At 61.5% G+C, this 21,942-nt stretch carries 21 protein-coding genes; 15 read left to right on the top strand and 6 right to left on the bottom strand.

What is annotated here, in order from left to right:
* Positions 1–120: IS3 family transposase (locus BLS87_RS20310; RefSeq protein ID WP_143024435.1), on the top strand; the 120-nt coding region annotated here is incomplete at its 5' end.
* 167 nt (positions 121–287) lie between these two features.
* On the opposite strand, the gene BLS87_RS20315 is transcribed toward BLS87_RS20310, so the two are convergent.
* From BLS87_RS20315 to BLS87_RS20325, 3 genes are all read right to left on the bottom strand, one after another.
* Positions 288–1,058 carry a molybdopterin-dependent oxidoreductase gene (locus tag BLS87_RS20315; protein WP_074754974.1) on the bottom strand — a complete coding sequence of 257 codons (771 nt, stop codon included), beginning with the start codon at positions 1,056–1,058 and terminating at the stop codon, positions 288–290.
* Positions 1,051–1,674: a cytochrome b/b6 domain-containing protein gene (locus BLS87_RS20320; protein ID WP_074754976.1), complete on the bottom strand. Its 624-nt coding sequence runs from the start codon at positions 1,672–1,674 to the stop codon at positions 1,051–1,053. Before BLS87_RS20320 ends, BLS87_RS20315 begins: the two co-directional genes overlap by 8 nt.
* A 166-nt stretch (positions 1,675–1,840) precedes the next feature.
* On the bottom strand, positions 1,841–2,446 hold the full coding sequence (locus tag BLS87_RS20325) for a hypothetical protein (RefSeq protein ID WP_083370728.1): 606 nt from the start codon (positions 2,444–2,446) through the stop codon (positions 1,841–1,843).
* A 282-nt stretch (positions 2,447–2,728) separates the two neighbouring features.
* Between BLS87_RS20325 and BLS87_RS20330 the strand changes: the two genes are divergently transcribed.
* Both BLS87_RS20330 and BLS87_RS20335 read left to right on the top strand, forming a co-directional pair.
* Positions 2,729–3,424, top strand: coding sequence for a heavy metal response regulator transcription factor (locus BLS87_RS20330; RefSeq protein WP_074755385.1), 696 nt, complete (start codon positions 2,729–2,731; stop codon positions 3,422–3,424).
* Entirely contained in the window at positions 3,397–4,803 is a 1,407-nt protein-coding gene (locus BLS87_RS20335; protein WP_074754980.1) for a heavy metal sensor histidine kinase, read from the top strand. Before BLS87_RS20330 ends, BLS87_RS20335 begins: the two co-directional genes overlap by 28 nt.
* Before the next feature lie 181 nt (positions 4,804–4,984).
* Here the strand turns inward: BLS87_RS20335 and BLS87_RS20340 are convergent, their stop codons facing one another.
* Positions 4,985–5,653, bottom strand: coding sequence for a polysaccharide lyase family 7 protein (locus BLS87_RS20340; RefSeq protein ID WP_074754982.1), 669 nt, complete (start codon positions 5,651–5,653; stop codon positions 4,985–4,987).
* 527 nt (positions 5,654–6,180) lie between these two features.
* Between BLS87_RS20340 and BLS87_RS20345 the strand changes: the two genes are divergently transcribed.
* The 10 genes from BLS87_RS20345 (at position 6,181) to leuD (ending at position 17,677) form a co-directional block, all read left to right on the top strand.
* Positions 6,181–6,633 (top strand): MarR family winged helix-turn-helix transcriptional regulator, encoded by a 453-nt coding sequence (locus BLS87_RS20345; protein ID WP_074754984.1) that lies wholly within the window; start codon positions 6,181–6,183, stop codon positions 6,631–6,633.
* A gap of 5 nt (positions 6,634–6,638) precedes the next feature.
* Positions 6,639–8,729 carry an FUSC family protein gene (locus BLS87_RS20350; RefSeq protein WP_074755387.1) on the top strand — a complete coding sequence of 697 codons (2,091 nt, stop codon included), beginning with the start codon at positions 6,639–6,641 and terminating at the stop codon, positions 8,727–8,729.
* Positions 8,726–8,935, top strand: a complete 210-nt coding sequence (locus tag BLS87_RS20355; RefSeq protein ID WP_074754986.1) for a DUF1656 domain-containing protein — start codon at positions 8,726–8,728, stop codon at positions 8,933–8,935. Before BLS87_RS20350 ends, BLS87_RS20355 begins: the two co-directional genes overlap by 4 nt.
* The gene (locus BLS87_RS20360) at positions 8,932–9,849 is read left to right on the top strand and encodes an efflux RND transporter periplasmic adaptor subunit (RefSeq protein ID WP_074754988.1); all 918 of its coding nucleotides are present in this window, start codon (positions 8,932–8,934) and stop codon (positions 9,847–9,849) included. The genes BLS87_RS20355 and BLS87_RS20360 overlap by 4 nt, the downstream gene beginning before the upstream one ends.
* Positions 9,846–11,303: an efflux transporter outer membrane subunit gene (locus BLS87_RS20365; protein ID WP_074754990.1), complete on the top strand. Its 1,458-nt coding sequence runs from the start codon at positions 9,846–9,848 to the stop codon at positions 11,301–11,303. The genes BLS87_RS20360 and BLS87_RS20365 overlap by 4 nt, the downstream gene beginning before the upstream one ends.
* Before the next feature lie 251 nt (positions 11,304–11,554).
* Positions 11,555–12,376, top strand: coding sequence for an aldo/keto reductase (locus BLS87_RS20370; RefSeq protein WP_074754991.1), 822 nt, complete (start codon positions 11,555–11,557; stop codon positions 12,374–12,376).
* A gap of 213 nt (positions 12,377–12,589) precedes the next feature.
* Complete coding sequence (locus BLS87_RS20375) at positions 12,590–13,606, top strand: transporter (RefSeq protein ID WP_074754993.1); 1,017 nt, start codon at positions 12,590–12,592, stop codon at positions 13,604–13,606.
* Between the two features lie 205 nt (positions 13,607–13,811).
* Complete coding sequence (locus BLS87_RS20380) at positions 13,812–15,428, top strand: inorganic phosphate transporter (protein WP_074754995.1); 1,617 nt, start codon at positions 13,812–13,814, stop codon at positions 15,426–15,428.
* Between the two features lie 208 nt (positions 15,429–15,636).
* On the top strand, positions 15,637–17,070 hold the full coding sequence (gene leuC / locus BLS87_RS20385; RefSeq protein WP_074755389.1) for a 3-isopropylmalate dehydratase large subunit: 1,434 nt from the start codon (positions 15,637–15,639) through the stop codon (positions 17,068–17,070).
* Between the two features lies 1 nt (position 17,071).
* Entirely contained in the window at positions 17,072–17,677 is a 606-nt protein-coding gene (gene leuD, locus BLS87_RS20390) for a 3-isopropylmalate dehydratase small subunit (protein WP_074754997.1), read from the top strand.
* Positions 17,678–17,871: 194 nt separating this feature from the next.
* Here leuD and BLS87_RS20395 read toward each other — a convergent pair whose 3' ends face one another.
* Positions 17,872–18,786, bottom strand: a complete 915-nt coding sequence (locus BLS87_RS20395) for a LysR substrate-binding domain-containing protein (protein WP_074754999.1) — start codon at positions 18,784–18,786, stop codon at positions 17,872–17,874.
* A 267-nt stretch (positions 18,787–19,053) separates the two neighbouring features.
* Here BLS87_RS20395 and ssuD point away from each other — a divergent pair, with 267 nt between their 5' ends.
* Both ssuD and BLS87_RS20405 read left to right on the top strand, forming a co-directional pair.
* Entirely contained in the window at positions 19,054–20,190 is a 1,137-nt protein-coding gene (gene ssuD, locus BLS87_RS20400) for an FMNH2-dependent alkanesulfonate monooxygenase (protein WP_074755001.1), read from the top strand.
* 60 nt (positions 20,191–20,250) lie between these two features.
* The gene (locus BLS87_RS20405) at positions 20,251–21,354 is read left to right on the top strand and encodes a sigma-54 interaction domain-containing protein (protein ID WP_074755003.1); all 1,104 of its coding nucleotides are present in this window, start codon (positions 20,251–20,253) and stop codon (positions 21,352–21,354) included.
* A 90-nt stretch (positions 21,355–21,444) separates the two neighbouring features.
* Here BLS87_RS20405 and BLS87_RS20410 read toward each other — a convergent pair whose 3' ends face one another.
* On the bottom strand, positions 21,445–21,780 hold the full coding sequence (locus BLS87_RS20410; RefSeq protein ID WP_074755005.1) for an antibiotic biosynthesis monooxygenase: 336 nt from the start codon (positions 21,778–21,780) through the stop codon (positions 21,445–21,447).
* Positions 21,781–21,942: the final 162 nt, after the last annotated feature.

Genomic DNA, 21,942 nt, shown 5'->3' on the forward strand with positions numbered 1-21,942 from the left:
GTTGAGCAATTAGAAGCCGGGCTCGACGAGTACATCCATTACTACAACCACGAGCGGATCAGCATGAAGCTCAACGGCCTCAGTCCGGTACAATTTCGAAGCCAGATAATGAGTCTGTAGTTTGTCCAACTTTCGGGGGTCAGTTCACTTTTTGGTTACTTTTTCGTGGTCCGACATTTCGGCTCTTGGAAAAAGTGACCCGCTGTAAGAGCGGAACCGTAATCGGCGCCACCCAAAATAATGGATATACATTTCGACCTAAGGGCACCCCAGCGCCCAAAAAAGCCTCAAATCCCACTAAACCAGTTATACCCCTGATCCTCCCAATACCCACCCGGATAATCATTGGTCACGAAGATCTCGACGATGTGCTTGGGATTCTTGAACCCCAGCTTGGTCGGCACCCTCACCCGCAACGGATACCCATAGTCGGGCGGCAACGCCACCTCCCCGAAATCCAGCGCCAGCAACGTCTGGGGGTGCAGCGCAGTCGGCATGTCCAGGCTTGAGTAATACCGGTCAGCACATTTGAATCCCACAAACTTCGCCGTCGTGTCCGCGCCCACATGCTCAAGGAACGTTCGCAGCGGCACACCGCCCCACTGCCCGATCGCGCTCCAGCCTTCGACACAGATCAACCGCGTAATGTCAGTGCGCTGCGGCAGTTTTCGCAGGCCATCCAGCGTCCACGGCGCCTTGTCGCGCACCAGCCCCGAGACGCCGAGTTTCCAGTCCGCCACATCCAGATCGGGAATGTCGTCCTCGCTGTAAAACGCGTTGAACGGAAACGGGTTGCGGATCTGCTCCTTGCGGAACGTCGGCGCCAGCTTCTGTCCGCTGAACAGCCACGCCTGCACCCGGTCGTTCCAGCGCGACATGGCCCAGAGCACCTTGTCCACCTGATCGTCATCTTGCAGGTTGCAGCCGGTGAGCATCGCCATCGCGCCCACGGTCAGCCCGCCTCTCAGGAAATTCCGACGCTGGATGCTTTCTAGCTGGGTCTGTTGCGCCGGCTCCAGCGTGATGCGCTGAATGGCGCGTTTCTTCGGCTCAATCATGTTCGACCTTCCCGCTTTCAACCGTTTTGACGCCACCGGTGATCATCGGCAACAGGGTTTTGGGCACCAACAGCACCAACGCCAGGTGCACCACGACGAACGCCCCGATCGCCGCCATCGCCGCAAAGTGAACGAAGCGGGCGAAGTCATAGCCACCGAACAGCGCGGTCAATTCCTGCAGTTGAATCGGCTTCCAGATCGCGAGCCCCGTGACCACGATCAACACGCCTGCCGCCAGGACCAGCCAGTACATCAAGCGCTGGACGGCGTTGTACACGCCCTTCTCGTGCTTGAGTCGAAAGCGCACGGCATCGACCAGGTCGCGTTTGACCGCAGTCGGCGTCACCGGAAGGAAGTCGCGTTTGAAGTGTTTGCTGAACAGGCTGTACAGCACGTAGATCAGGCCGTTGATCACCAGCAGCCACATGACCGCGAAGTGCCAGGCCAGCGCGCCGCCGAGCCAGCCACCCAGAGTGAAGTCCCGAGGGAATGAGAAACGAAACAACGGCGATGCGTTATAGATGCCCCAACCGCTCATGAACATGCAGACCATGCCGAAGGCATTGATCCAGTGCGTGAGGCGAATGGGCCACGGGTGAATTCTGGTTTTTTTCATCTTGAAAGGCTCATCACGGTGAGTTCGGTAAGCCGGCACCTGTAGGAGCGCGCTTGCCCGCGATTGCAATGTGTCAGAAACATAGTTGTATCAGACAGCTCGCAATCGCGGGCAAGCGCGCTCCTACAATGGACGCAACGCGGTGCTGATGACACACCGCAATCGCTTACATCGGAGGCTGGAAGCCATCTTTGCCGACGGCTACACCGCGAGCGGTCTTGCCGTCTTCGGCCGGGAACACCACGACCTTGGCGCCTTTGACCAACTCGTCCACTTTGCCTGCCTGCACGTAAGCGATGGGCACATCATCCGGCACGACCAACTGCTTCTCACCGCCTTTGTAGCTCACGCTCAGGGTACGACCGTTGGCCTGGGTCAGTTTGCCCACGGTGCCGTTGGTCATGGTGCCGGTGCTGCCGTCGGCGTTCTGCCAGCCGTAGTGACCTTCGCCGCTGCCTTTGAGGCTCGCTTCGAACACGGTCACTTCCAGCGCTTTCAGCGTGCCATCCGGCTGCGGCGTGGCGGCAGAACCGATGAAGCTGTCCGACTTGATGGTGTCAATGCTGGTCTTGGACACCGAGCGGATGCCCGTTTTGTCCGTCAGGCCAATGCTCTGGTGAGCGCCGGAACGGGTGGTGAAGTTCAAGGTGTTGTTCTCGACGCTGTCGACCGTGCCACGCAGGGGCTTGACCACCGGCATGTCGGCGGCCGAGGCCATGACGGCAGCGCTGAGCATGAGCATGCCGAAGGTGGTGGACAGAGCAGTCTTCATCTTCATTGTGAGGATCCTTGTCGATTGGTAGTGCGGGTTGAATGGCGATCATCCTGTGCCCCGAACCGGCACTGCACAATGACCGGCCGATGACATTTTTGTCATTCGCCAAGGACGGTTCAAAAACGCCGCGCCGATGACAAAAATGTAACCAACCGGACAGCCCCCGTTGGTTACACTTCACGTTCGACACGGCGTCCAGCCGTTCGTTGCCCTTCAAATCACCACCTGATGCCACGTGTCGGCCGCGCCGCCAATGACGTGAAGCGAGCCAGACAGACGATGCACATCCTGCTTATCGAAGACGACACCAAGACCGGCGAGTACCTCAAGAAGGGCCTCAGCGAGTCCGGCTACAAGGTCGACTGGACGCAGCACGGCACCGACGGCCTGCACATGGCGCTGGAGCAGCGCTACGACCTGCTGGTGCTGGACGTCATGCTGCCGGGCATCGACGGCTGGCAGATCATTGAAATCCTGCGCGCCAAACAGGACGTACCGGTGCTGTTTCTAACCGCGCGCGACCAACTGCAGGACCGGATTCGCGGGCTGGAGCTGGGCGCCGACGATTACCTGGTCAAACCGTTTTCCTTCACCGAACTGCTGCTGCGCATCCGCACGATCCTGCGCCGTGGCGTGGTGCGCGAGGCCGACCATTTTCATCTCGCCGATCTGGAGCTCGACCTGCTGCGACGCCGGGTCACCCGCCAGCAACAGGTGATCACCTTGACCAACAAGGAATTCTCCCTGCTGCATCTGTTCCTGCGGCGCGAAGGGGACGTGTTGTCCCGCGCGCAGATTGCCTCGGAGGTCTGGGACATGAATTTCGACAGCGACACCAACGTGGTCGACGTGGCGATCAAACGCCTGCGCAGCAAGATCGACCTGCCCTACCCGGTCAAACTGATTCACACCGTGCGCGGCATCGGTTACGTCTGCGAGGTGCGGCCATGCGAGCCCGACGCCAGCCTTCCCTGACCCTGCGCTCGACCCTGGCGTTTTCCGTGGTGGCGATGCTCGCCGTGGCCAGCGCCGGCATGTACCTCTACGAGACCATGAAAGCGTCGGTGATGACCCGCAGCGACCACGCGGTGCTGGCGCGGCTGGATCACTTTCGCAAACTGCTGCAGTACGACCTGACGCTCGACACACTGCGCAGCAGCCCTCAACTGTTCGAAAACATGCTCGACAGCGAGGACGATATTTTCATCATTGCCGAGCCTGGCAAGTCCCCGGTGATCATGGTCAACCCCCTGCATGCGCCGTTACCGGACATGCCGGTGGTCAAAGCCAATGCACCGCTCAGCGCCGATGCTCTGCGCAGCGGCAGGGCTAACGCCGGATCGGCGTCAGACGTGCCCATGCGCGCGGCCACGGTCGAGGCGATCTCCGGCGGCAAAGTCGTGCACCTGACCGCCGCGCACCTCGCAGTCAAGGAAATGGCCACGCTGGCGAATTTCCGCAACCGCATTCTGTTTGCCGTCGCGCTGGCGTTCGTGCTCACGGCATTGCTGGGTTACCTGTTGCTGCGGCGGGGCTTGCGGCCCCTGCGCAGAATGGCCGATCACGCCGCCGCCATCACCCCGGCGCGACTGGACAGCCGCATGGACAACCGCGACACACCGGTGGAGTTGCAGCAGTTGAGCGACGCCTACAACGGCATGCTCGATCGTCTGGCCGACGGTTATCAGCGCCTGACCCAGTTTTCCGCTGATCTGGCGCATGAGATCCGCACACCGGTAGGCTCCTTGATGGGCCACTGTCAGGTCGCCCTGCGTCAACCCCGGACCGCCGATGAATATCAGGCGCTGCTGGCCTCGAACCTTGAGGAACTGGAGCGTATCTCGCGGATGGTGGAAAGCATTCTGTTCCTGGCCCGCGCCGACGACGCGCAGGCGGCGCTCAATCGCCAGACGTTGTGTCTGGAGGACGAATTGCAGCGGGTGACGGGGTATTTCGAAGGGCTGGCCGAGGAGCGACAGATGACGTTGCGCACCGAGGGCGGCGGTCAGTTGAATGCTGATCCCCTGCTGTTGCGCAGGGCCTTGAGCAATCTGGTGGCCAACGCGATTCGTTATGCCGATGAAAGCAGCGAGATCGAGATCCGCGTGGTCAACGCAGAGAAGACCTGCCGCATCGAGGTGGAGAACCAGGGACCGGTCCTGAGCGACTCGGCCCTGGGCAAGCTGTTTGACCGCTTCTACCGGGGTGACGCCTCACGCCACCAGAGCTCCGACTCAAACGGCCTCGGCCTGGCAATCGTCGCCGCGATCATGCAATTGCACGGGGGCGAAGTAACCGTCAGCCAGCCCGTCCCTGGCCGGATCTGTTTTGCACTGGTCTTCTCTGCTCGATAAATCGTCCGATGGTGGCTGCCGCAGGTGCTCGGGCGTATGCAGTACGTGTAGGAGCCGTCCGAGGTTACGAGGGTCTGGGCCGCACTTCGGACGAACGCGGGGTGTCATTCACCCTCGCCATCACCGACCCACCGCGTTCGCCAGCAAGCCGGCTCCTACAGTGATTTGAGCTGCATCGGATTTATGCCTTCTTATCGTGCGCAATCTGCAACTTGTAAAACGTCGCCGCGCCGCCCTCTGTTGCATACCCGGTGTTGTCCTGGGTATACACGCCCGCCTTGAAGTACAGCTGCTTGCCGTTCCAGCTCGGATCAAGTTTGCTGCCCCACTGCATCTCATGCGCATTCACCGTCAGGTTGCCCGACGGCGTCAGGTGAATGGTGTACGTGAAGCGCTCCTTGAGCAGCACACCCGTGGCGATCTGAATCACTTCAGGTTCCGACGTCGGCGTCAGGCGAAACTTGGCGACGATGTTGCCGTTTTTAGTCTTCTCCTTGTACTGATACTCCAGCTTGAGCAACGGCTCGGTGCTGCCATAGCAGTGGATCTGGCCAATGACGATTTTGCCCGACGACGGCACTTGATCCACGGTCAGCGCCGCGCGCAGGAAATTGTCCGCCTGGGTGTAGGTCCAGTTGTGAACTGCACCGTTGGCGTAGGTTTCGCGTAATTCCGTGCGCGGGTAAATAGCGTTGTCAGTCCGTGACCCGGTCACGGGTGCCCAGAAGAACAAGGTGTCTCCGGAGCGAAAGTAACCGTCCTGGTAGCCGCCGACCAATTTTGGGGTATCGACGGTGACGGCGGGCGTACCGACAGGTACGGAGAGATTCCAGGTGGCGAGATCGATCATGTTGCACTCGTGGGTGCGCACTGCGCACCAGCAAAGGGAGGTGTCTGGAACAGGGTTTCAAGCCCGGTTTCCTGTCGCCTTTGCTATCGGCTGAATCGGTTGTTCTTTAACGCCGCCACGCAGTCAAGAAACCGCCGAAATAGACTCAAAAACCGCCAGTGCAACTATTGAGATATCAAAAATTTTCAATCCGCGATTGAGCAAGATTTGATCAACGTCCCGATTTCTGGACACAGCGCTCTTCAAGAGCCCCGCCATTTTTTTGGATAAGCGAGAGCTTAAATCCAAAATTAAGTTCAAATTCAGATTAAAAGCCCGACAGACGGTTTCTTTTTTTAACACTGCAAGGCCGTGAAACGAATACAGGCGATCTCATTCGCAACGATTTCACCCACCGCTCATCCACTTTTCATTTGACGAATCAACTTTGTTACCGGATATTAATAGTTAGCAACCTAATAATACCGAGACTAATCATTCACTGCCTAACCAAAATCCTTTTCGTGAATCAACCCAGTGGCACCTCCATGACCCTAGACTCATTGCAAATGCACATCACTGGCGGCGTCGTCGCGGCGTCCCGTCAATGGCGCCGCGTGTGTCAGACCACGCTGATGAACTACGGCGTGTCCGAAGCCTGCGCAGGCCCTTTGTTGATGATCGCGCGGCTCGGTGAAGGCGTGCGTCAGGTCACCGTGGCTCAGGCCTGTGGCCTGGAAAGTCCTTCGCTGGTGCGTTTGCTCGATCAACTGGGCAAGGCCAATCTGGTGCAGCGTACCGAAGACCCGACCGACCGCCGAGCCAAGGCCCTGAGCCTGACCAACGAGGGCCGCGCGTTGGCCAACTCCATAGAAGAAGAACTGATCCGCCTGCGTCGTGATGTGTTCAGCAGTATTGATCCGGCCGACCTGGAAGCCACGCTGCGGGTCTTCAAAGCCTTCGCCAACGCCAGCCCCGTGGGGCCGGAGCTGTCATCTTGAACGGCATATTCAAAGGGTTTTTCGACGGTGTTCCGCCGTCCCGCGACTGGTTTTACGGCATCCGCACCTTTGCGGCGTCGATGCTCGCGCTGTACATCGCACTGATCTTCGAATTGCCGCGTCCGTATTGGGCGATGGCCACGGTTTATATCGTCTCCAGCCCGTTCGTGGCACCGACCAGCTCCAAGGCGCTGTACCGCGCGGCCGGGACTTTTCTTGGCGCGGCCGCTTCGGTGCTGGTGGTGCCGATGTTCGTGCAGACGCCGTTTTTACTGGCCGTCGTCATCGCGCTATGGACCGGCACCCTGCTCTTCCTTTCCCTGCACCTGCGCACCGCCAACAGTTATGCCCTGATGCTGGCGGGTTACACCATGCCGTTGATTTCCTTTCCGGTGGTGGACAACCCGCAAGCGGTGTTTGACATCGCCGTGTCGCGGACCGAAGAAATCCTGCTGGGCATCGTCTGCGCGGCCGTGGTGGGCGCCATGTTCTGGCCGCGTCGCCTGGCGCCGGTGCTGGTCGATTCAATGGGCAAGTGGTTCAAGGACGCCTCGACCTACAGTGACCTGTTCCTTTCCCGCAGCGCCACACCGGAAACGGTCGGCGCGCTGCGCACGGCCATGGTCGGCACCTTCAACAGCCTGGAGCTGATGATTGGCCAGTTGCCCCACGAAGGCACCCATCGCCAGACCGTGCGCAACGCCAAGGAGCTGCGGGGTCGCATGATTCACCTGCTGCCCGTCATCGATGCCCTCGACGATGCGCTGTGGGCGCTGGAGCGTCGCACGCCAGAGCTGGTCGCCGACCTGGCGCCGCTGATCATCGAATGCCGCGACTGGGTGGAAAAAACCGCCGAGGGCGCACCGGTCCGGTATTGGGAAGCGCTGCACAGCGAACTGGATCGGCTGCAACCGACACCGGCGCAACTGGACGATCGTCGCCAACTGCTGCTGTCCAACGCGCTGTATCGCCTGCGTGAGTGGATTGACCTGTGGCAAGACTGCCGCAGCTTGCAATGCGCCATCGAGACCGACGATCACCGCCCCTGGAAGGCCGTCTATCGCCACTGGCGTCTGGCACGTCTGTCGCCATTCCTCGACAAAGGCATGATGCTGTACTCGGTGGCGACCTCCGTCAGCGCAATCATCGTCGCGTCAGTGCTGTGGATTTTGCTGGGCTGGCAGGACGGCGCCAGTGCCGTGGCGCTGGCGGCGGTCTCGTGCAGCTTCTTCGCAGCGATGGACGACCCTGCGCCGCAGATCTACCGCTTTTTCTTCTGGACGATGATGTCGGTGATCTTCGCCAGCCTTTATCTGTTCGTGGTGCTGCCGAACCTGCACGACTTTCCGATGCTGGTGCTGGCGTTCGCCGTGCCGTTCATCTGTGTCGGCACCCTGACCGTGCAGCCGAAGTTTTACCTGGGCACGCTGCTGACCATCGTCAACACCTCATCCTTTATCAGCATCCAGAGCGCTTACGATGCCGACTTCCTGAACTTTGTGAACGCCAACCTGGCCGGCCCGGCAGGTTTGGCATTTGCCTTCGTGTGGACGCTCATCGTCAGGCCTTTCGGCACTGAAACCGCTGCGCGGCGTCTGACCCGTTTCAGTTGGGGCGACATTGTTTCACTCAGCGAAGAAGCGACGCTGGCCGAACACCGTCGGATGGGGGTGCGCATGCTTGACCGTCTGATGCAGCACCTGCCGCGCCTGGCGATCACCGCACAAGACACCAACATCGCCCTGCGCGAAGTGCGCGTGGCGCTGAACATGCTCGATTTGCTGGCCTACATGCCACGGGTCGATGCGGTGCCGCGCCAGCTGCTGCGCCAGGTGGCGACCGAAGTCGGCAATTATTTCCGTGCCTGCCTCAAGGCCCGTGAGCGTTTACCCGCCCCCAAGGGTCTGTTGATGACCATGGACCGCGCCCGCCGCTCGCTGACCTATGACTGGATGGGCGATGACACCTCCCGCTTGCACCTGCTGCACGCCTTGAGCGGCCTGCGTCTGGCCTTGCTGCCGGGCGTGGAGATCGTCGATGTGCAAGCCGAGCAGGCAGAACAACCGCCGTACGGCATCGATGGAGCGCCACTGTGATCGGTGATCTGGATATCAGCGGGATTTTCCTGCCTACCTTTCTGGTGCTGATGGGCATCGCTTACGTGATTTTTCTGGTGGTCCACGCGGTGCTCACGCGTGTTCACTTTTACCGCCTGGTCTGGCACCGGGCTTTGTTCAACGTCGGTCTATACGCTCTGCTGCTCGGCGTCGTGGATACCCTTAGTCGATACCTGATGAAATGAAAAAACCTCTACTGACGCTGGGCCGTGTGGTCCTGACACTGCTGGTTGTCATCCTCGCCGCGATCGTCGTCTGGCGCATGGTGATGTATTACATGTACGCCCCCTGGACCCGCGACGGCCACATCCGCGCCGACGTGATCCAGATTGCCCCGGACGTGTCCGGCCTGATCGAAAAAGTCTCGGTCAGCGACAACCAGGCGATCAGCAAGGGCCAGGTGCTGTTCACCATCGATCAGGAGCGCTTCCGCCTGGCGCTGCGTCAGGCCCAGGCCACCTTGTCCGAGCGCAAGGAAACCTGGGAACAGGCGCAACGCGAGAACAAGCGTAACCGTGGCCTGGGGAATCTGGTCGCTCGCGAACAACTGGAAGAAAGCCAGTCCAAGGAAGCCCGCGCCCTCTCGGCGATGAACGAAGCCCAAGTGGCGGTCGATGCCGCGCAGCTCAACCTCGACCGTTCGGTGATCCGCAGCCCGGTCGACGGTTACCTCAACGACCGTGCGCCCCGCGACCGCGAGTTCGTCAGCGCCGGACGCCCGGTGTTGTCGGTGGTCGACAGCGCGTCGTACCACGTGGATGGCTACTTCGAAGAAACCAAACTGGACGGCATTCACATTGGCTCGGCGGTGGACATCCGCGTGATCGGCGACAACGCTCGCCTGCGCGGCCATGTGGTGAGCATCGTGGCCGGTATCGAAGACCGCGACCGCAGCAGCGGCTCGAACTTGCTGCCCAACGTCAACCCGGCGTTCAGCTGGGTGCGTCTGGCGCAGCGGATTCCGGTGCGCATCGCGTTCGACGAAGTGCCCGAAGACTTCCGCATGATCGCCGGCCGCACCGCCACGGTCTCGATCATCGATGACGCGACGGCCCGCCAGACCGACGCCAACGCCACCGATAAAGGAGTCGCTCAATGAAACCCGGCGCGCGCCTGTTAACCGTGGGTTTGGGCCTGTTGCTCTCGGCCTGCACCGTGGTCGGACCGGATTACTCGCTGCCCAAGGACGCGGCGGTCAATCGTCAGGACTTGCAGGGCGAACTCGCGGGGACCTCGGCCAACGTGGTGTCGGCGCCGGTGCCTGCCGACTGGTGGCGCCTGTACAACGATCCCACGCTCGACCAACTGGTGGCTCAGGCGCTGGTGTCCAGCACTGACCTGCGCGTGGCCGCCGCCAACCTGCAGCGTGCGCGGTATCAGGTGAACGAAGCCGATGCCGCTGGCGGGTTCACCAACACCGCCAAGGCGGGCGCGCAACGCCTTCAGGAATCGGGCCAGGCTTTTCTCCTGCCGGAGAAAGTGCCAGTGGCGAATGTCGGCGATGTCGGTCTGACCACTTCCTACCAATTCGATTTGTTCGGCGTTCTGCAGCGCGGTATCGAAGCGTCCGAGGCAAATGCCGATGCCGCTCAGGCAGCGGCAGACACGGCCCGCATCACCTTGGTCGCCGATGTGGTGCGTTCGTACACGCAAATCTGCGCCGCCAACGAAGAACACGACATCGCCCTGCACTCGCTGGACTTGCAAAAGCAGAGCCTGTCGCTGACCCAACGCCTGCGCGATGCCGGTCGCGGTGACGAAACCCAGGTCACACGTTCTGAAACCCAATTCAAATCCCTGCGCGCCGATTTGCCACGCTATGAAGCGGCACGTCGCGCTGGCCTGTATCGCCTGTCGATGCTGCTGGCGCGGCCGTTGAATCAACTGCCGCAAGGCGTCGCCGACTGTGCCGAGCTGCCACGCATCGCCCAGGTCATGCCCGTGGGGGACGGCGCGGCACTGCTCAAGCGTCGCCCGGATGTGCGTCAGGCCGAGCGTCGCCTGGCCGTCTCCAGCGCCGCGATCGGCGTGGCCACCGGCGAGCTGTACCCGGACATCAGCATCGGGGCGACGGTCGGGACGGTCGGTATCCTCAAGGAACTGGGCGAGCCTTCGACCAACCGCTGGGGGTTTGGCGGCGTGATCAACTGGACCATCCCGTCCAACGGCGCCCGCGCCCGCATTCACATGGCTGAGGCGTCGAATCAGGCCGCGCTCGCGCACTTTGACGGCGTGGTGCTCAACGCCATCCGCGAGGCCCAGACCGGCCTGTCGCAATACACCGCCCTGTTGGAACGCCGCGATGCGCTGGCCGATGCCGAAGCCTCGGCAAAACAGGCGGCGGACCAGACCCATCGCTTCTTCCTGGCGGGCCGCGAGTCGTTCCTGGCGGACTTGCAAGCCACACGCACCTACACCGACGTCACGGCGCAACTGGCGGCGGCGAATACGCAGGTGGCGATGGGGCAGATCGACTTGTTCCTGGCGTTGGGCGGGGGTTGGGAGAATTCCAGGCCGGCGCAGAGCCCGGAACAGGCGCAGGCACAGAAATAACTGTCTGATGGAGATCAGACTCTGGGAGCGAATTCATTCGCGATACCGTAGGTCCTGGCGACGGAAATGTGTCGAGTGTGAGGGCCTCTCGCGAATGAATTCGCTCCCACAGGGGGTTTTGCGTCGGACGCTCCGTCGCGTGTGAAGCTTCAGGCGTGAAGCCTGAACCTGCTTTGCGAATTGAACTGCCGCCCGCCTGCACTGCCTGAGTTCTCTATACACACGCAGTCATCATCGGCAGGAGGCATCCCATGCGTACGCTTCAACTGGCAGACCAAACCGTCCCCGTCATCGGTCAGGGCACCTGGCGCATGGGTGAGGATCGGCACCAGCGCGCGGCGGAAGTATCAGCCCTGCAACGGGGCATCGACCTGGGCCTGACCCTGATCGACACCGCCGAGATGTACGGCGAAGGCGGCGCGGAAGAAGTGGTCGGTCAAGCGATTGCCGGTCGGCGCGACGAAGTCGTGCTGGTGAGCAAGGTCTACCCGCATAACGCCAGCCGCACAGGCATCCCCGCCGCGTGCGAACGCAGTCTGCAACGCATGAAGACCGACTACATCGACCTCTATCTGCTGCACTGGCCGGGTTCTCATCCGCTTGAAGAAACCGTCGAGGCCTTCGAGCGTTTGCGCGAAGCGGGCAAGATCGGGCGCTGGGGCGTGTCGAACTTCGACGTGTCGGACATGCTCGAACTCAACAACGCGCACTGCGCCACCAACCAGGTGCTCTATAACCCTGAAGAGCGCGGCGTCGAGTATGACCTGCTGCCCTGGATGCAGAACGTCGCCATGCCGCTCATGGCCTACTGCCCGATCGGTCAGGCCGGGAACCTGCTGATGAACCCGGCCATCCTCGAAGTTGCCGAACGCCACGACGCCACACCGGCGCAGATCAGCCTCGCGTGGGTGCTGAGGCAGGACGGCGTGATCGCGATTCCGAAAGCGGTCGATCCCCTGCACCTTCAGTTGAACGCCGCTGCCGCAGACATCGAGCTGAGCATCGAGGATGAATTGCTGATCGACACCTCGTGGCCGGCGCCGATTCGCAAAAAACACTTGTCGATGGTGTGATGACCGACCTTCTGTAGGGGCGCGCTTGCCCGCGATTGCAGCGTGTCAGTCGGCATCAAGGTATCTGAGCCGGCGCCATCGCGGGCAAGCGCGCTCCTCCAAAAGCGTTGCTGCAACGCGCTGACACAAACCGTCACAAAACTGTCAAAACCGCTTGCGATGATGCCGCTTCAGATCCTCTGTCTTCAGCGGCCTCTTCGCTTGCGAGCCTTCATGAATCAACGCATTGCTCCTCATCAGGAATCCGACCTGTTCGGGCTGCTGTACGGTTTTCGCTTTCGCCCTGGTGAACCCGGTCGAGAAATCGACTCCAGTACTGCCCTTGAATGCCTGCGCGCCCCCGCCGACCCTCATGAATTCGTCTGGCTGCACTTGAACCTGGCCCATGCCAGTTGCGAGCGCTGGATGAAAACCAACTTCGAATTGCCCGACGAATTTCTGGAAGCCCTGCACGAAGGGTCGCGCTCGACGCGCATAGAACACGTCGACTCCGCCCTGCTGGCGGTGGTCAACGACGTGGTGTTCGACTTCAATCGGGTGTCCACCGACATCGCCACGTTGTGGGTCTGCGTACGCAGCAACCTGATGATCTCGGCCCGGCATCAGCCGTTGCGCTCGGTGGACAAGCTGCGCTCTTCGGTCAAACACGGGGAAATCTTCCGCTCGCCCCTTGAGCTGCTGGCGCACCTGCTGCGTGATCAGAGTGAAGTCCTCGCACAGTTCATGCGCAAGACCAGCATCAGCGTCGACAAGATCGAGGACCAGCTGCTCTCGCAGCGCCTGAGCAACAACCGCACCGAACTGGGCACCATGCGCCGGGTGCTGGTGAGGTTGCAACGCCTGCTGGCGCTGGAACCCGGCTCGCTGATGCGTTTGCTGCACCGGCCGCCCACTTGGTTGCTGGAAGACGACTTGCAGGAACTGCGACAGTCCACCGAAGAGTCGGCGCTGGTGATCAGCGACCTCACGGCGCTGGGCGAACGCCTCAAACTGCTGCAGGAAGAAATCGCCGCCAACCTCAACGAACAGACCAACCGCACGCTGTTCACCCTGACCGTCGTGACCGTGCTGGCACTGCCGATCAACATCGTCGCGGGCTTCTTCGGCATGAACGTCGGCGGCATCCCGCTGGCCAGCGACCCGCATGGGTTCTGGGTATTGGTGGCGCTGGTGGCCACGTTCACGTTCATCGCCGGGCGCTGGGCGTTTCGCAAGAGCCGGGATTATTGAGCGTGGCGTGGCGCACTCCCTTGTAGGAGCCCTCGGCAGAATCAAAAGCGGGTTGCGTTTGCAAAGGTGATCGGGCGAAACCCATTTTTTCAATGCCATCTATCTCTTAGCGCACCAAATCCGGCACAAAGCTGACCTGAGTCGCATCTCTGTCACATTTTGAAATGATCATGATTGTCATCCCATCTCAACAGGATTGTGAATCATGGCGACCCCTACACTGGCGCAAGGCTCCTTGAAACAAGGAGCCGGGCTGAGTTCTCAATTCGGGCGCAAGCCCGGTGTTCTGACGATGGTGATCTTCTTCGCCGTACTCGGCCTGGGTCTGCTGTACACGGCGTTCAGCCTCAAGCAGGACATGGATGAACTGGGCACGGTCGTGCTGACCTGGACGCCTTTCCTGCTGCTCGGCGTTGCGCTGTTGATCGCGTTGGGCTTCGAATTCGTCAACGGTTTCCACGACACCGCCAACGCGGTGGCCACCGTCATCTATACCCACTCCCTGCCGCCCAACATCGCAGTGGTCTGGTCGGGCGTCTTCAACTTCCTCGGCGTACTGTTTTCCAGCGGCGCGGTGGCGTTCGGCATCATCGCCCTGCTGCCGGTCGAACTGATTCTTCAGGTCGGATCCTCGGCGGGTTACGCGATGATCTTCGCCCTGCTGATCGCCGCAATCCTGTGGAACCTCGGCACCTGGTGGCTGGGCCTGCCGGCCTCGTCTTCGCACACGCTGATCGGCTCGATCATCGGCGTGGGTGTTGCCAACGCGCTGATGCACGGCCGTGACGGCACCAGTGGCGTGGACTGGTCGCAAGCCACCAAGATCGGCTACTCGCTGCTGCTGTCGCCGCTGGTGGGCTTCACCTGCGCGGCGCTGTTGCTGCTGGCACTGCGCGCGTTCGTGAAAAACCGCGCGTTGTACAAAGCGCCGGAAGGCAACCAGCCGCCGCCGATGTGGATTCGCGGGCTGCTGATCCTGACCTGCACCGGCGTCTCGTTCGCCCACGGCTCCAACGACGGTCAGAAAGGCATGGGTCTGATCATGCTGATTCTCGTCGGCACACTGCCGATGGCCTACGCGCTGAACCGTGCGATGCCGGCCGATCAGTCGGTGCAGTTCGCCGCGGTCGCGCAAGTCACCCAACAGGCACTGACCAAGGCCGCGCCGCTGCCCGCGCCCGCCGACTCGCGCCAGACGCTGTCCAACTACATTCGCGATAAACAGGCAACGCCCGAGCTGATTCCGGCGCTGGCGGTCATGGCCGGCAAGATCGGCGATCAGGTCGCAAGCTACGGCTCGTTGTCCAAAGTGCCCGCCGAAGCGACCGCCAACGTGCGTAACGACATGTACCTGACGTCCGAAGCCATCCGCTTGATGGATAAGAACAAGGTCGGCAATTTCGACGCGGACACCCAGAGCAAGGTGCAGCTGTTCAAGCAGCAGATCGACAACGCCACGCGCTTCATTCCGCTGTGGGTCAAGGTCGCCGTGGCCATCGCGCTGGGCCTGGGCACCATGGTGGGCTGGAAACGCATCGTGGTCACCGTCGGTGAAAAGATCGGCAAAACCCACATGACCTACGCCCAAGGGGCCTCGGCGGAAGTCGTCGCCATGCTGACCATCGGCGCCGCTGACATGTACGGCTTACCGGTGTCGACCACCCACGTCCTGTCCTCCGGCGTGGCGGGCAGCATGACCGCCAACGGCTCCGGCCTGCAGATGCGCACCCTGCGCAACCTGGCGATGGCCTGGGTCCTGACCCTGCCGGCCGCCATCCTGTTGTCAGGCGGGCTGTACTGGTTTTTCACCCAGATTTTCTAATGATCAACGCTTCACGTGCTCTCCTTCGCAGGCGCTTCGGCGCCTGTTTTTTTGCCCGGTGGAACGCACCCGCCGTGGCGGCGGACCCGGCTCATCAAACACGATCCATGTTCCAAGCCCTCACCGTTCGACCATTGATGGCCACTCTCGCCTGCTTAAGATGTCAGCAAGCCTTCAAGGCCGTGATTTCTTTCAAGTGAGCCTGCCGATGACGCCAACAAGACCGACCTCAAGAACCCTGTATGACAAGCACATCGACTCGCACACCGTGTGCACCCTCGATGATCAGGGCCATGTCCTGCTCTACATCGACCGTCAGGTGATCAACGAATACACCAGCCCCCAAGCCTTCAGCGGTTTGCGCGAAGCGGGCCGGGATGTCTGGCGGCCTGAAACCGCGCTGGCGGTGGTCGATCACGTCAACCCCACCGCGCCGCAACGTGTCGCCGCCATGGCCGATCCGGGGGGCGCGCTGCAAGTGTCCTACCTGGCCGACAACTGCGAAAAATTCGGGATTGAACTGTTCGACGTGCTCGATAAGCGTCAGGGCATCGAACACGTCATCGCCCCTGAGCAGGGTTTTATTCTGCCCGGCATGGTGATTGCGGCTGGCGACAGCCACACCACCACCTACGGCGCGCTGGGTGCGTTCGGCTTCGGCATCGGCACCTCGGAAATCGAGCACCTGCTGGCCTCGCAGACACTGGTCTATAAACGCCTGAAAACCCTGCGTGTGACAGTCGAGGGCGGCCTGGCCAGCGGGCTGACGTCGAAGGACGTGATCATGGCGCTGATCGGCAAGATCGGCGCATCGGGCGCCACCGGCTACGCCATCGAGTTCACCGGCTCGACCATTGCGGCGCTGAGCGTCGAAGCACGCATGACCATCTGCAACATGGCCGTCGAAGCGGGCGCGCGCGGCGCCTTCATGGCGCCGGACGACAAAGTCTTCGCCTACCTCAAGGACAAACCCCGTGCGCCGAAGGGCGAACTCTGGGAGCGTGCCGTCGCCCGTTGGAAACACCTGCACAGCGACCCTGACGCGGTGTTCGACCGAGAGATCCACCTCGACGCCCGTGACCTCGAACCGATGGTCACCTGGGGCACCAGCCCGGACCAGGCGAGCGCCATCAATGGCAGCGTGCCGGACCCGGAGGCCATCGCCGACCCGATCCTGCGCCAGGACATGCGCCGCGCCTTGACCTACATGGGCCTTGAGGCCGGCATGCCGCTGAGCGACATCGTCATCAGCCACGCGTTTATCGGCTCCTGCACCAACGCCCGGATCGAAGATCTGCGCGACGCCGCCAAGGTGGTGCGTGGCAAACACGTCGCCGACCATGTGCGGGCGATGATCGTCCCCGGTTCCACCGCCGTGCGTGACCAGGCCGAAGCCGAAGGGCTGGCCGCGGTTTTCCGCGATGCCGGTTTCGAGTGGCGTCAGTCGGGTTGCTCCATGTGCCTGGCGATGAACGATGACGTGCTTGCCCCGGGCGACCGCTGCGCCTCCAGCACCAACCGCAATTTCGAAGGCCGTCAGGGCGCAGGGGCACGCACCCACTTGATGAGCCCGGCAATGGTCGCCGCGGCCGCCATTACCGGTCACCTGACCGACGTTCGCAGCCTGCAAGGGAGTTTCTGAGATGGAGCCTTTCATCCAAGTCAGCGGCAAGGCCGCGCCGATGCTGGCGGCCAATATCGACACCGACGTGATCATGCCCAAGCAGTTCCTCAAAGGCATTGACCGGGCCGGGCTGGACCGCGGCCTTTTCTTCGACCTGCGCTTTCTGCCGTCGGGTGAACCCCACCCCGACTTCATCCTCAACCAGCCGGGCTGGCAAGGCGCGAAGTTCCTCGTGACCGGGCCGAACTTCGGCTGCGGGTCCAGCCGCGAGCACGCGGTCTGGGGCCTCAAGCAGATGGGAATCAAAGCGTTGATCGGCAGCAGCTTCGCCGGGATTTTCTACGACAACTGCCAGCGCAACGGCGTGCTGACCATCGTGCTGGATGAGCCGCAGGTTCAGGTGTTGGGCAAACTGATCAGCCAGCAAGACACTGCACAGATTGAAGTGGACCTGCAGGCGCAGGAGATTCGTTTACAAGACGGCCGGGTCATGCCGTTCAAGATCGACGAACTGAGGAAGAACGCGCTCTTGCTGGGGCTGGACGCGATCGGCAGCACGCTGCAAAAGCGCGAGCAGATACTGGCGTTCCAGCAGAAACATCTGGCCGAGAATCCCTGGCTCTGACACACCTCGAATACCTGTAGAAGCTCACCAGGTTACTCAAACGTGTAGGAGCGTGGCTTGTCCCGCGATCTGCCGGGAACCGGCAGCAAAATCAGGCGCCTTTGCCTACCTGACACACCGCATTTGCCGGGTTTGCTGCCGCTTCGCGCCAGATCGCGGGACAAGCCACGCTCCTACAAGGTGGTCGTGCTGAATTACAACGACAACCCCCGAAAATGCGCCTGCAGAAACTCCACGCACACGCGCAGCTTCCCTGAATTGGCCAGCCGCGTCGGGTAGACCGCCCAGACGTTGGCGCTCTCGGTGTACTCGGGCAGCACGTGCACCAGCCGTCCCTGGTCGAGGAACGGTTTGACGTCCCACAACGAACGCTGCAACACCCCTCGCCCGTCGAGCCCCCACTGCAGCACGATTTCGCCGCTGTTGGACGACAACGGCCCGCTGACCCTCACGCTTTCCTGCACCCCGTCACGCTCGACATGCCAGATGCCAAAAGCATTGTCGCGCTCCTTGATCACCAGGCAATCGTGCTGTTCGAGGTCCGCAAGCTGCTGCGGCGTGCCCCGGCGCGCCAGGTAATCGGGCGCCGCGCACAGCACCCGACGATTGCTGACCAGTTGTCGGCCGATGTGCTGGCCGGGAATGTCATCACCGACGCGTATTTCCAGGTCGAACCCCTCGCTGACGATGTCCACCACCCGGTCGAACAAATCCAGGCGCACCTCCAGGTCGGGGTAGGCCTCGGCCAGTTTCGAGATGGCGGGCGCCACGTGATTGCGCCCGAAGCCGAACGAGCTGCACAGGTGCAATTTGCCGCGCGGTGCCGAATGCGCGTCGGACAACTCGTCATGCAGCAGCTGGAAGTCCTCAAGAATCCGCACCGCCCAACGCTGCACACGCTCACCGTCTTCGGTCAGCGCGACCTTGCGGCTGGTGCGGTGCAACAGGCGCGTGGCGAGGGTCGACTCCAGAATCTGAATGCGCTTGCTGACGTAGGCCGGCGACAGACCGAGTTCGTCCGCAGCGGCGGCGAATCCGGCTTTGCGAATCACGGTGAGAAAAACCCGCAGGTCTTCGGGGAGTGGCGCCACTTCTTTTTTTGAGGTCATGCGGCTTCTTTCACGGTTTTCGATTTTCTCACCGGTAGGCGCGTGGCTGGTCTCCGGGCCGCGCGCTTACAGGTGGCGTGCGGCTGAGGATACCACCGCGCCCGAAACAATCGTTTCAAGACTTGAAAACGGGCATATCTCTTTACGTTATAAAAATATGGAATTCAGTTCTTTTACGGAATAAATCGCAACCTCTATAAATAGTCCCCACTTGGCCTGCACAGCCGAACCCGACAAAAGCCACCGATTCTGCTCGAAGGACTCTTCATGGATGTTTTCTGGTTTCTACCGACCCACGGCGACGGCCATTTTCTGGGCACCACCAAGGGCGCGCGTCCCGTCACCCTCAATTACCTGAAACAAGTGGCCCAGGCCGCCGATGACCTGGGTTATCACGGCGTGCTGATTCCCACCGGCCGCTCCTGTGAAGACTCCTGGGTGATCGCCTCGGCGTTGGTGCCGCTGACCGAACGCCTGCGTTATCTGGTCGCGATCCGCCCGGGCATCATCTCGCCGACCGTGTCGGCACGCATGGCCGCAACGCTGGATCGTCTGTCAGGCGGCCGCTTGCTGATCAACGTGGTGACCGGTGGCGACCCTGACGAAAACCGTGGCGACGGCAGCTTCCTGAGCCACAGCGAGCGTTACGAAGTCACGGACGAATTCCTCAAGATCTGGCGTCGCGTGCTGCAAGGTGAAGCGGTGGATTTCGAAGGCAAGCACCTGAAGGTACAGAACGCCAAGGCCCTGTACCCGCCCATTCAGAAGCCCTACCCGCCGCTGTACTTCGGGGGCTCATCCGAGGCCGCGCACGAACTGGCCGCCGAGCAAGTGGACGTGTACCTGACCTGGGGCGAGCCGCCTGCCGCGGTCGCCGAAAAACTGGCTGACATCCGCGAACGCGCTGCCCGCAATGGGCGTACCGTGAAGTTCGGGATTCGCCTGCATGTGATTGTGCGCGAGACCAGCGAAGAGGCGTGGAAAGCCGCCGACACCCTGATCGAGCACATCAGCGACGACACCATCGCTGCCGCGCAGAAGTCCTTCTCCCGTTTCGATTCCGAAGGCCAACGCCGCATGGCCGCGCTGCATGACGGTCGCCGCGACAACCTGGAAATCGCTCCGAACCTGTGGGCAGGCGTCGGCCTGGTCCGTGGCGGCGCAGGCACTGCGCTGGTCGGCAACCCCCAAGAGGTCGCGGCCCGCATCAAGGAATACGCGGACCTGGGCATCGAGAGTTTCATCTTCTCCGGCTACCCGCATCTGGAGGAAGCGTACCGCTTCGCCGAACTGGTGTTCCCGTTGCTGCCTGAGCCTTACCGCAGTCTGGCCGGGCGCGGCATCACCAACCTGACGGGCCCGTTTGGCGAGATGATCGCCAACGACCTGCCGCCGCAGAAATAGCCAAGCCATGACGCGCTCCTACAGAACAGCCATCAGTAAAACCGAATACAAGTGACCCCCATGCAGCTATTGACACTCCCTCCCTCTCCCGCCCTGGCCACGTCGATCCGGGCCATCGCGCAGGTGTTCGAGGACCCGAAATCCCAAGCGCTGCTGGCCCATATCCAGCAAGTGGCGCCCAGTGATGCCAGCGTCCTCATCATCGGCGAAACGGGCACGGGCAAGGAGCTGGTCGCGCGTCACGTGCACAACCTCAGCAGCCGTCGTCATCAGCCGTTTGTGGCGGTGAACTGCGGTGCATTCTCTGAATCGCTGGTGGAAGCCGAGCTGTTCGGTCATGAGAAAGGCGCATTCACCGGGGCGCTGACCGCCAAGGCCGGCTGGTTCGAAGAAGCCAACGGCGGCACGCTGTTTCTCGACGAAATCGGCGACCTGCCGCTGGCGATCCAGGTCAAGCTTCTGAGGGTGTTGCAGGAGCGTGAGGTGGTGCGGCTGGGTTCACGCAAAAGCACCCCGATCAACGTGCGCGTCCTAGCGGCCACCAACGTTCAACTGGAACGCGCCATCAACGCCGGGCATTTCCGCGAGGACCTGTTCTATCGCCTCAATGTGGTCAATCTGGAGCTGAATACGCTGCGTGAACGGCCAGGGGACATCATGCCGCTAACCCGCCACTTCATTGAGGTCTACCGCCAGCGTCTGGGCTGTGGACCGATCCAGATCAGCAGCGAGGCCGAGCACAAGCTACGCACCTACAGCTGGCCTGGCAACATCCGTGAGCTGGAAAACGTCATTCATCACACGCTGTTGATTTGCCGCAACGGCGTGGTTCAAGCCAATGATCTGCGCCTGTCGAACCTCAAGCTGGAACGTCAGGATGAGCCGACGCCCATCATCGATGACTCGACCGACGCGTTACTCGCCCGGGCGTTTCAAAAGCTGTTCGAAGAGCAGGCCGGTGCGCTGCACGAGAAGGTCGAAGATGCGCTGCTGCGCGCGGCCTATCGTTTCAGCCACTACAACCAGGTGCATACCGCGCAGCTGCTGGGTTTGAGCCGCAACGTGATTCGCGCACGGTTAATCAAAATTGGCGAGCTGGCCGTGAATAAACGCCGCCCTGGCGAACAGATTCAGGGTGACCGGATGATGCAATTGTCGGTTTGACGCTCATCGCCTGAAGCTTTGCCTCATGGCTGTGGCAGTGAGCGTGCTCCCACAGGCTGCAACGCTCGAAAGCGTGATTGCCACCGATGATCAGCGCGGCCCGACCGTTTCGCTGACCAGCTCATAGGCATTGAAGGTCATCGCTGTGGTGCGATGAGCGCGAATCAGGCCCCACAGATCACCCTCGCCCTGCTCGGCATTCTCAAACGCTTTCTCACAGTCGGATTTGGACTGCCACAGCACATGACTGAGGACGCGCTGCTGATCCTCACTGACGTGCACACTGGCGCGGATAAAGCCGGGGTAAGTGCGGGTGAATCGCTCGAAGCGCTCATTGAGCGCCGTCACCAGGCCCGATTGATGACGCGGATCAACCATAAACTCGACGAACTGACTGAACGGAAGGTTTGAGTCTTGTGACGTCATGAACGCTCTCCACTGATGACGGATGTCGCTGAACAGAATGCTTCATGGCCTGATCGTGCGAACGACGAATCTTGCGGTGCTGTTACGGATGGCGGTTGCGGGCAGTGCCTGTTGCGAACCAAGGCCACGAAGGGTAAAACCTCCACCTAAGTAGAGGTCAAG

This window comes from Pseudomonas abietaniphila, from assembly GCF_900100795.1.
Lineage (GTDB): Bacteria > Pseudomonadota > Gammaproteobacteria > Pseudomonadales > Pseudomonadaceae > Aquipseudomonas > Aquipseudomonas abietaniphila.

Bases quoted from the DNA above. Each gene is read 5' to 3' on its own strand.
- BLS87_RS20315 (WP_074754974.1), bottom strand. From the start codon at position 1,058: ATGATTGAGCCGAAGAAACGCGCCATTCAGCGCATCACGCTGGAGCCG.
- BLS87_RS20320 (WP_074754976.1), bottom strand. From the start codon at position 1,674: ATGAAAAAAACCAGAATTCACCCGTGGCCCATTCGCCTCACGCACTGG.
- BLS87_RS20325 (WP_083370728.1), bottom strand. From the start codon at position 2,446: ATGAAGACTGCTCTGTCCACCACCTTCGGCATGCTCATGCTCAGCGCT.
- BLS87_RS20330 (WP_074755385.1), top strand. From the start codon at position 2,729: ATGCACATCCTGCTTATCGAAGACGACACCAAGACCGGCGAGTACCTC.
- BLS87_RS20335 (WP_074754980.1), top strand. From the start codon at position 3,397: ATGCGAGCCCGACGCCAGCCTTCCCTGACCCTGCGCTCGACCCTGGCG.
- BLS87_RS20340 (WP_074754982.1), bottom strand. From the start codon at position 5,653: ATGATCGATCTCGCCACCTGGAATCTCTCCGTACCTGTCGGTACGCCC.
- BLS87_RS20345 (WP_074754984.1), top strand. From the start codon at position 6,181: ATGACCCTAGACTCATTGCAAATGCACATCACTGGCGGCGTCGTCGCG.
- BLS87_RS20360 (WP_074754988.1), top strand. From the start codon at position 8,932: ATGAAAAAACCTCTACTGACGCTGGGCCGTGTGGTCCTGACACTGCTG.
- BLS87_RS20365 (WP_074754990.1), top strand. From the start codon at position 9,846: ATGAAACCCGGCGCGCGCCTGTTAACCGTGGGTTTGGGCCTGTTGCTC.
- BLS87_RS20370 (WP_074754991.1), top strand. From the start codon at position 11,555: ATGCGTACGCTTCAACTGGCAGACCAAACCGTCCCCGTCATCGGTCAG.
- BLS87_RS20375 (WP_074754993.1), top strand. From the start codon at position 12,590: ATGAATCAACGCATTGCTCCTCATCAGGAATCCGACCTGTTCGGGCTG.
- BLS87_RS20380 (WP_074754995.1), top strand. From the start codon at position 13,812: ATGGCGACCCCTACACTGGCGCAAGGCTCCTTGAAACAAGGAGCCGGG.
- leuC (WP_074755389.1), top strand. From the start codon at position 15,637: ATGACGCCAACAAGACCGACCTCAAGAACCCTGTATGACAAGCACATC.
- leuD (WP_074754997.1), top strand. From the start codon at position 17,072: ATGGAGCCTTTCATCCAAGTCAGCGGCAAGGCCGCGCCGATGCTGGCG.
- BLS87_RS20395 (WP_074754999.1), bottom strand. From the start codon at position 18,786: ATGACCTCAAAAAAAGAAGTGGCGCCACTCCCCGAAGACCTGCGGGTT.
- ssuD (WP_074755001.1), top strand. From the start codon at position 19,054: ATGGATGTTTTCTGGTTTCTACCGACCCACGGCGACGGCCATTTTCTG.
- BLS87_RS20405 (WP_074755003.1), top strand. From the start codon at position 20,251: ATGCAGCTATTGACACTCCCTCCCTCTCCCGCCCTGGCCACGTCGATC.
- BLS87_RS20410 (WP_074755005.1), bottom strand. From the start codon at position 21,780: ATGACGTCACAAGACTCAAACCTTCCGTTCAGTCAGTTCGTCGAGTTT.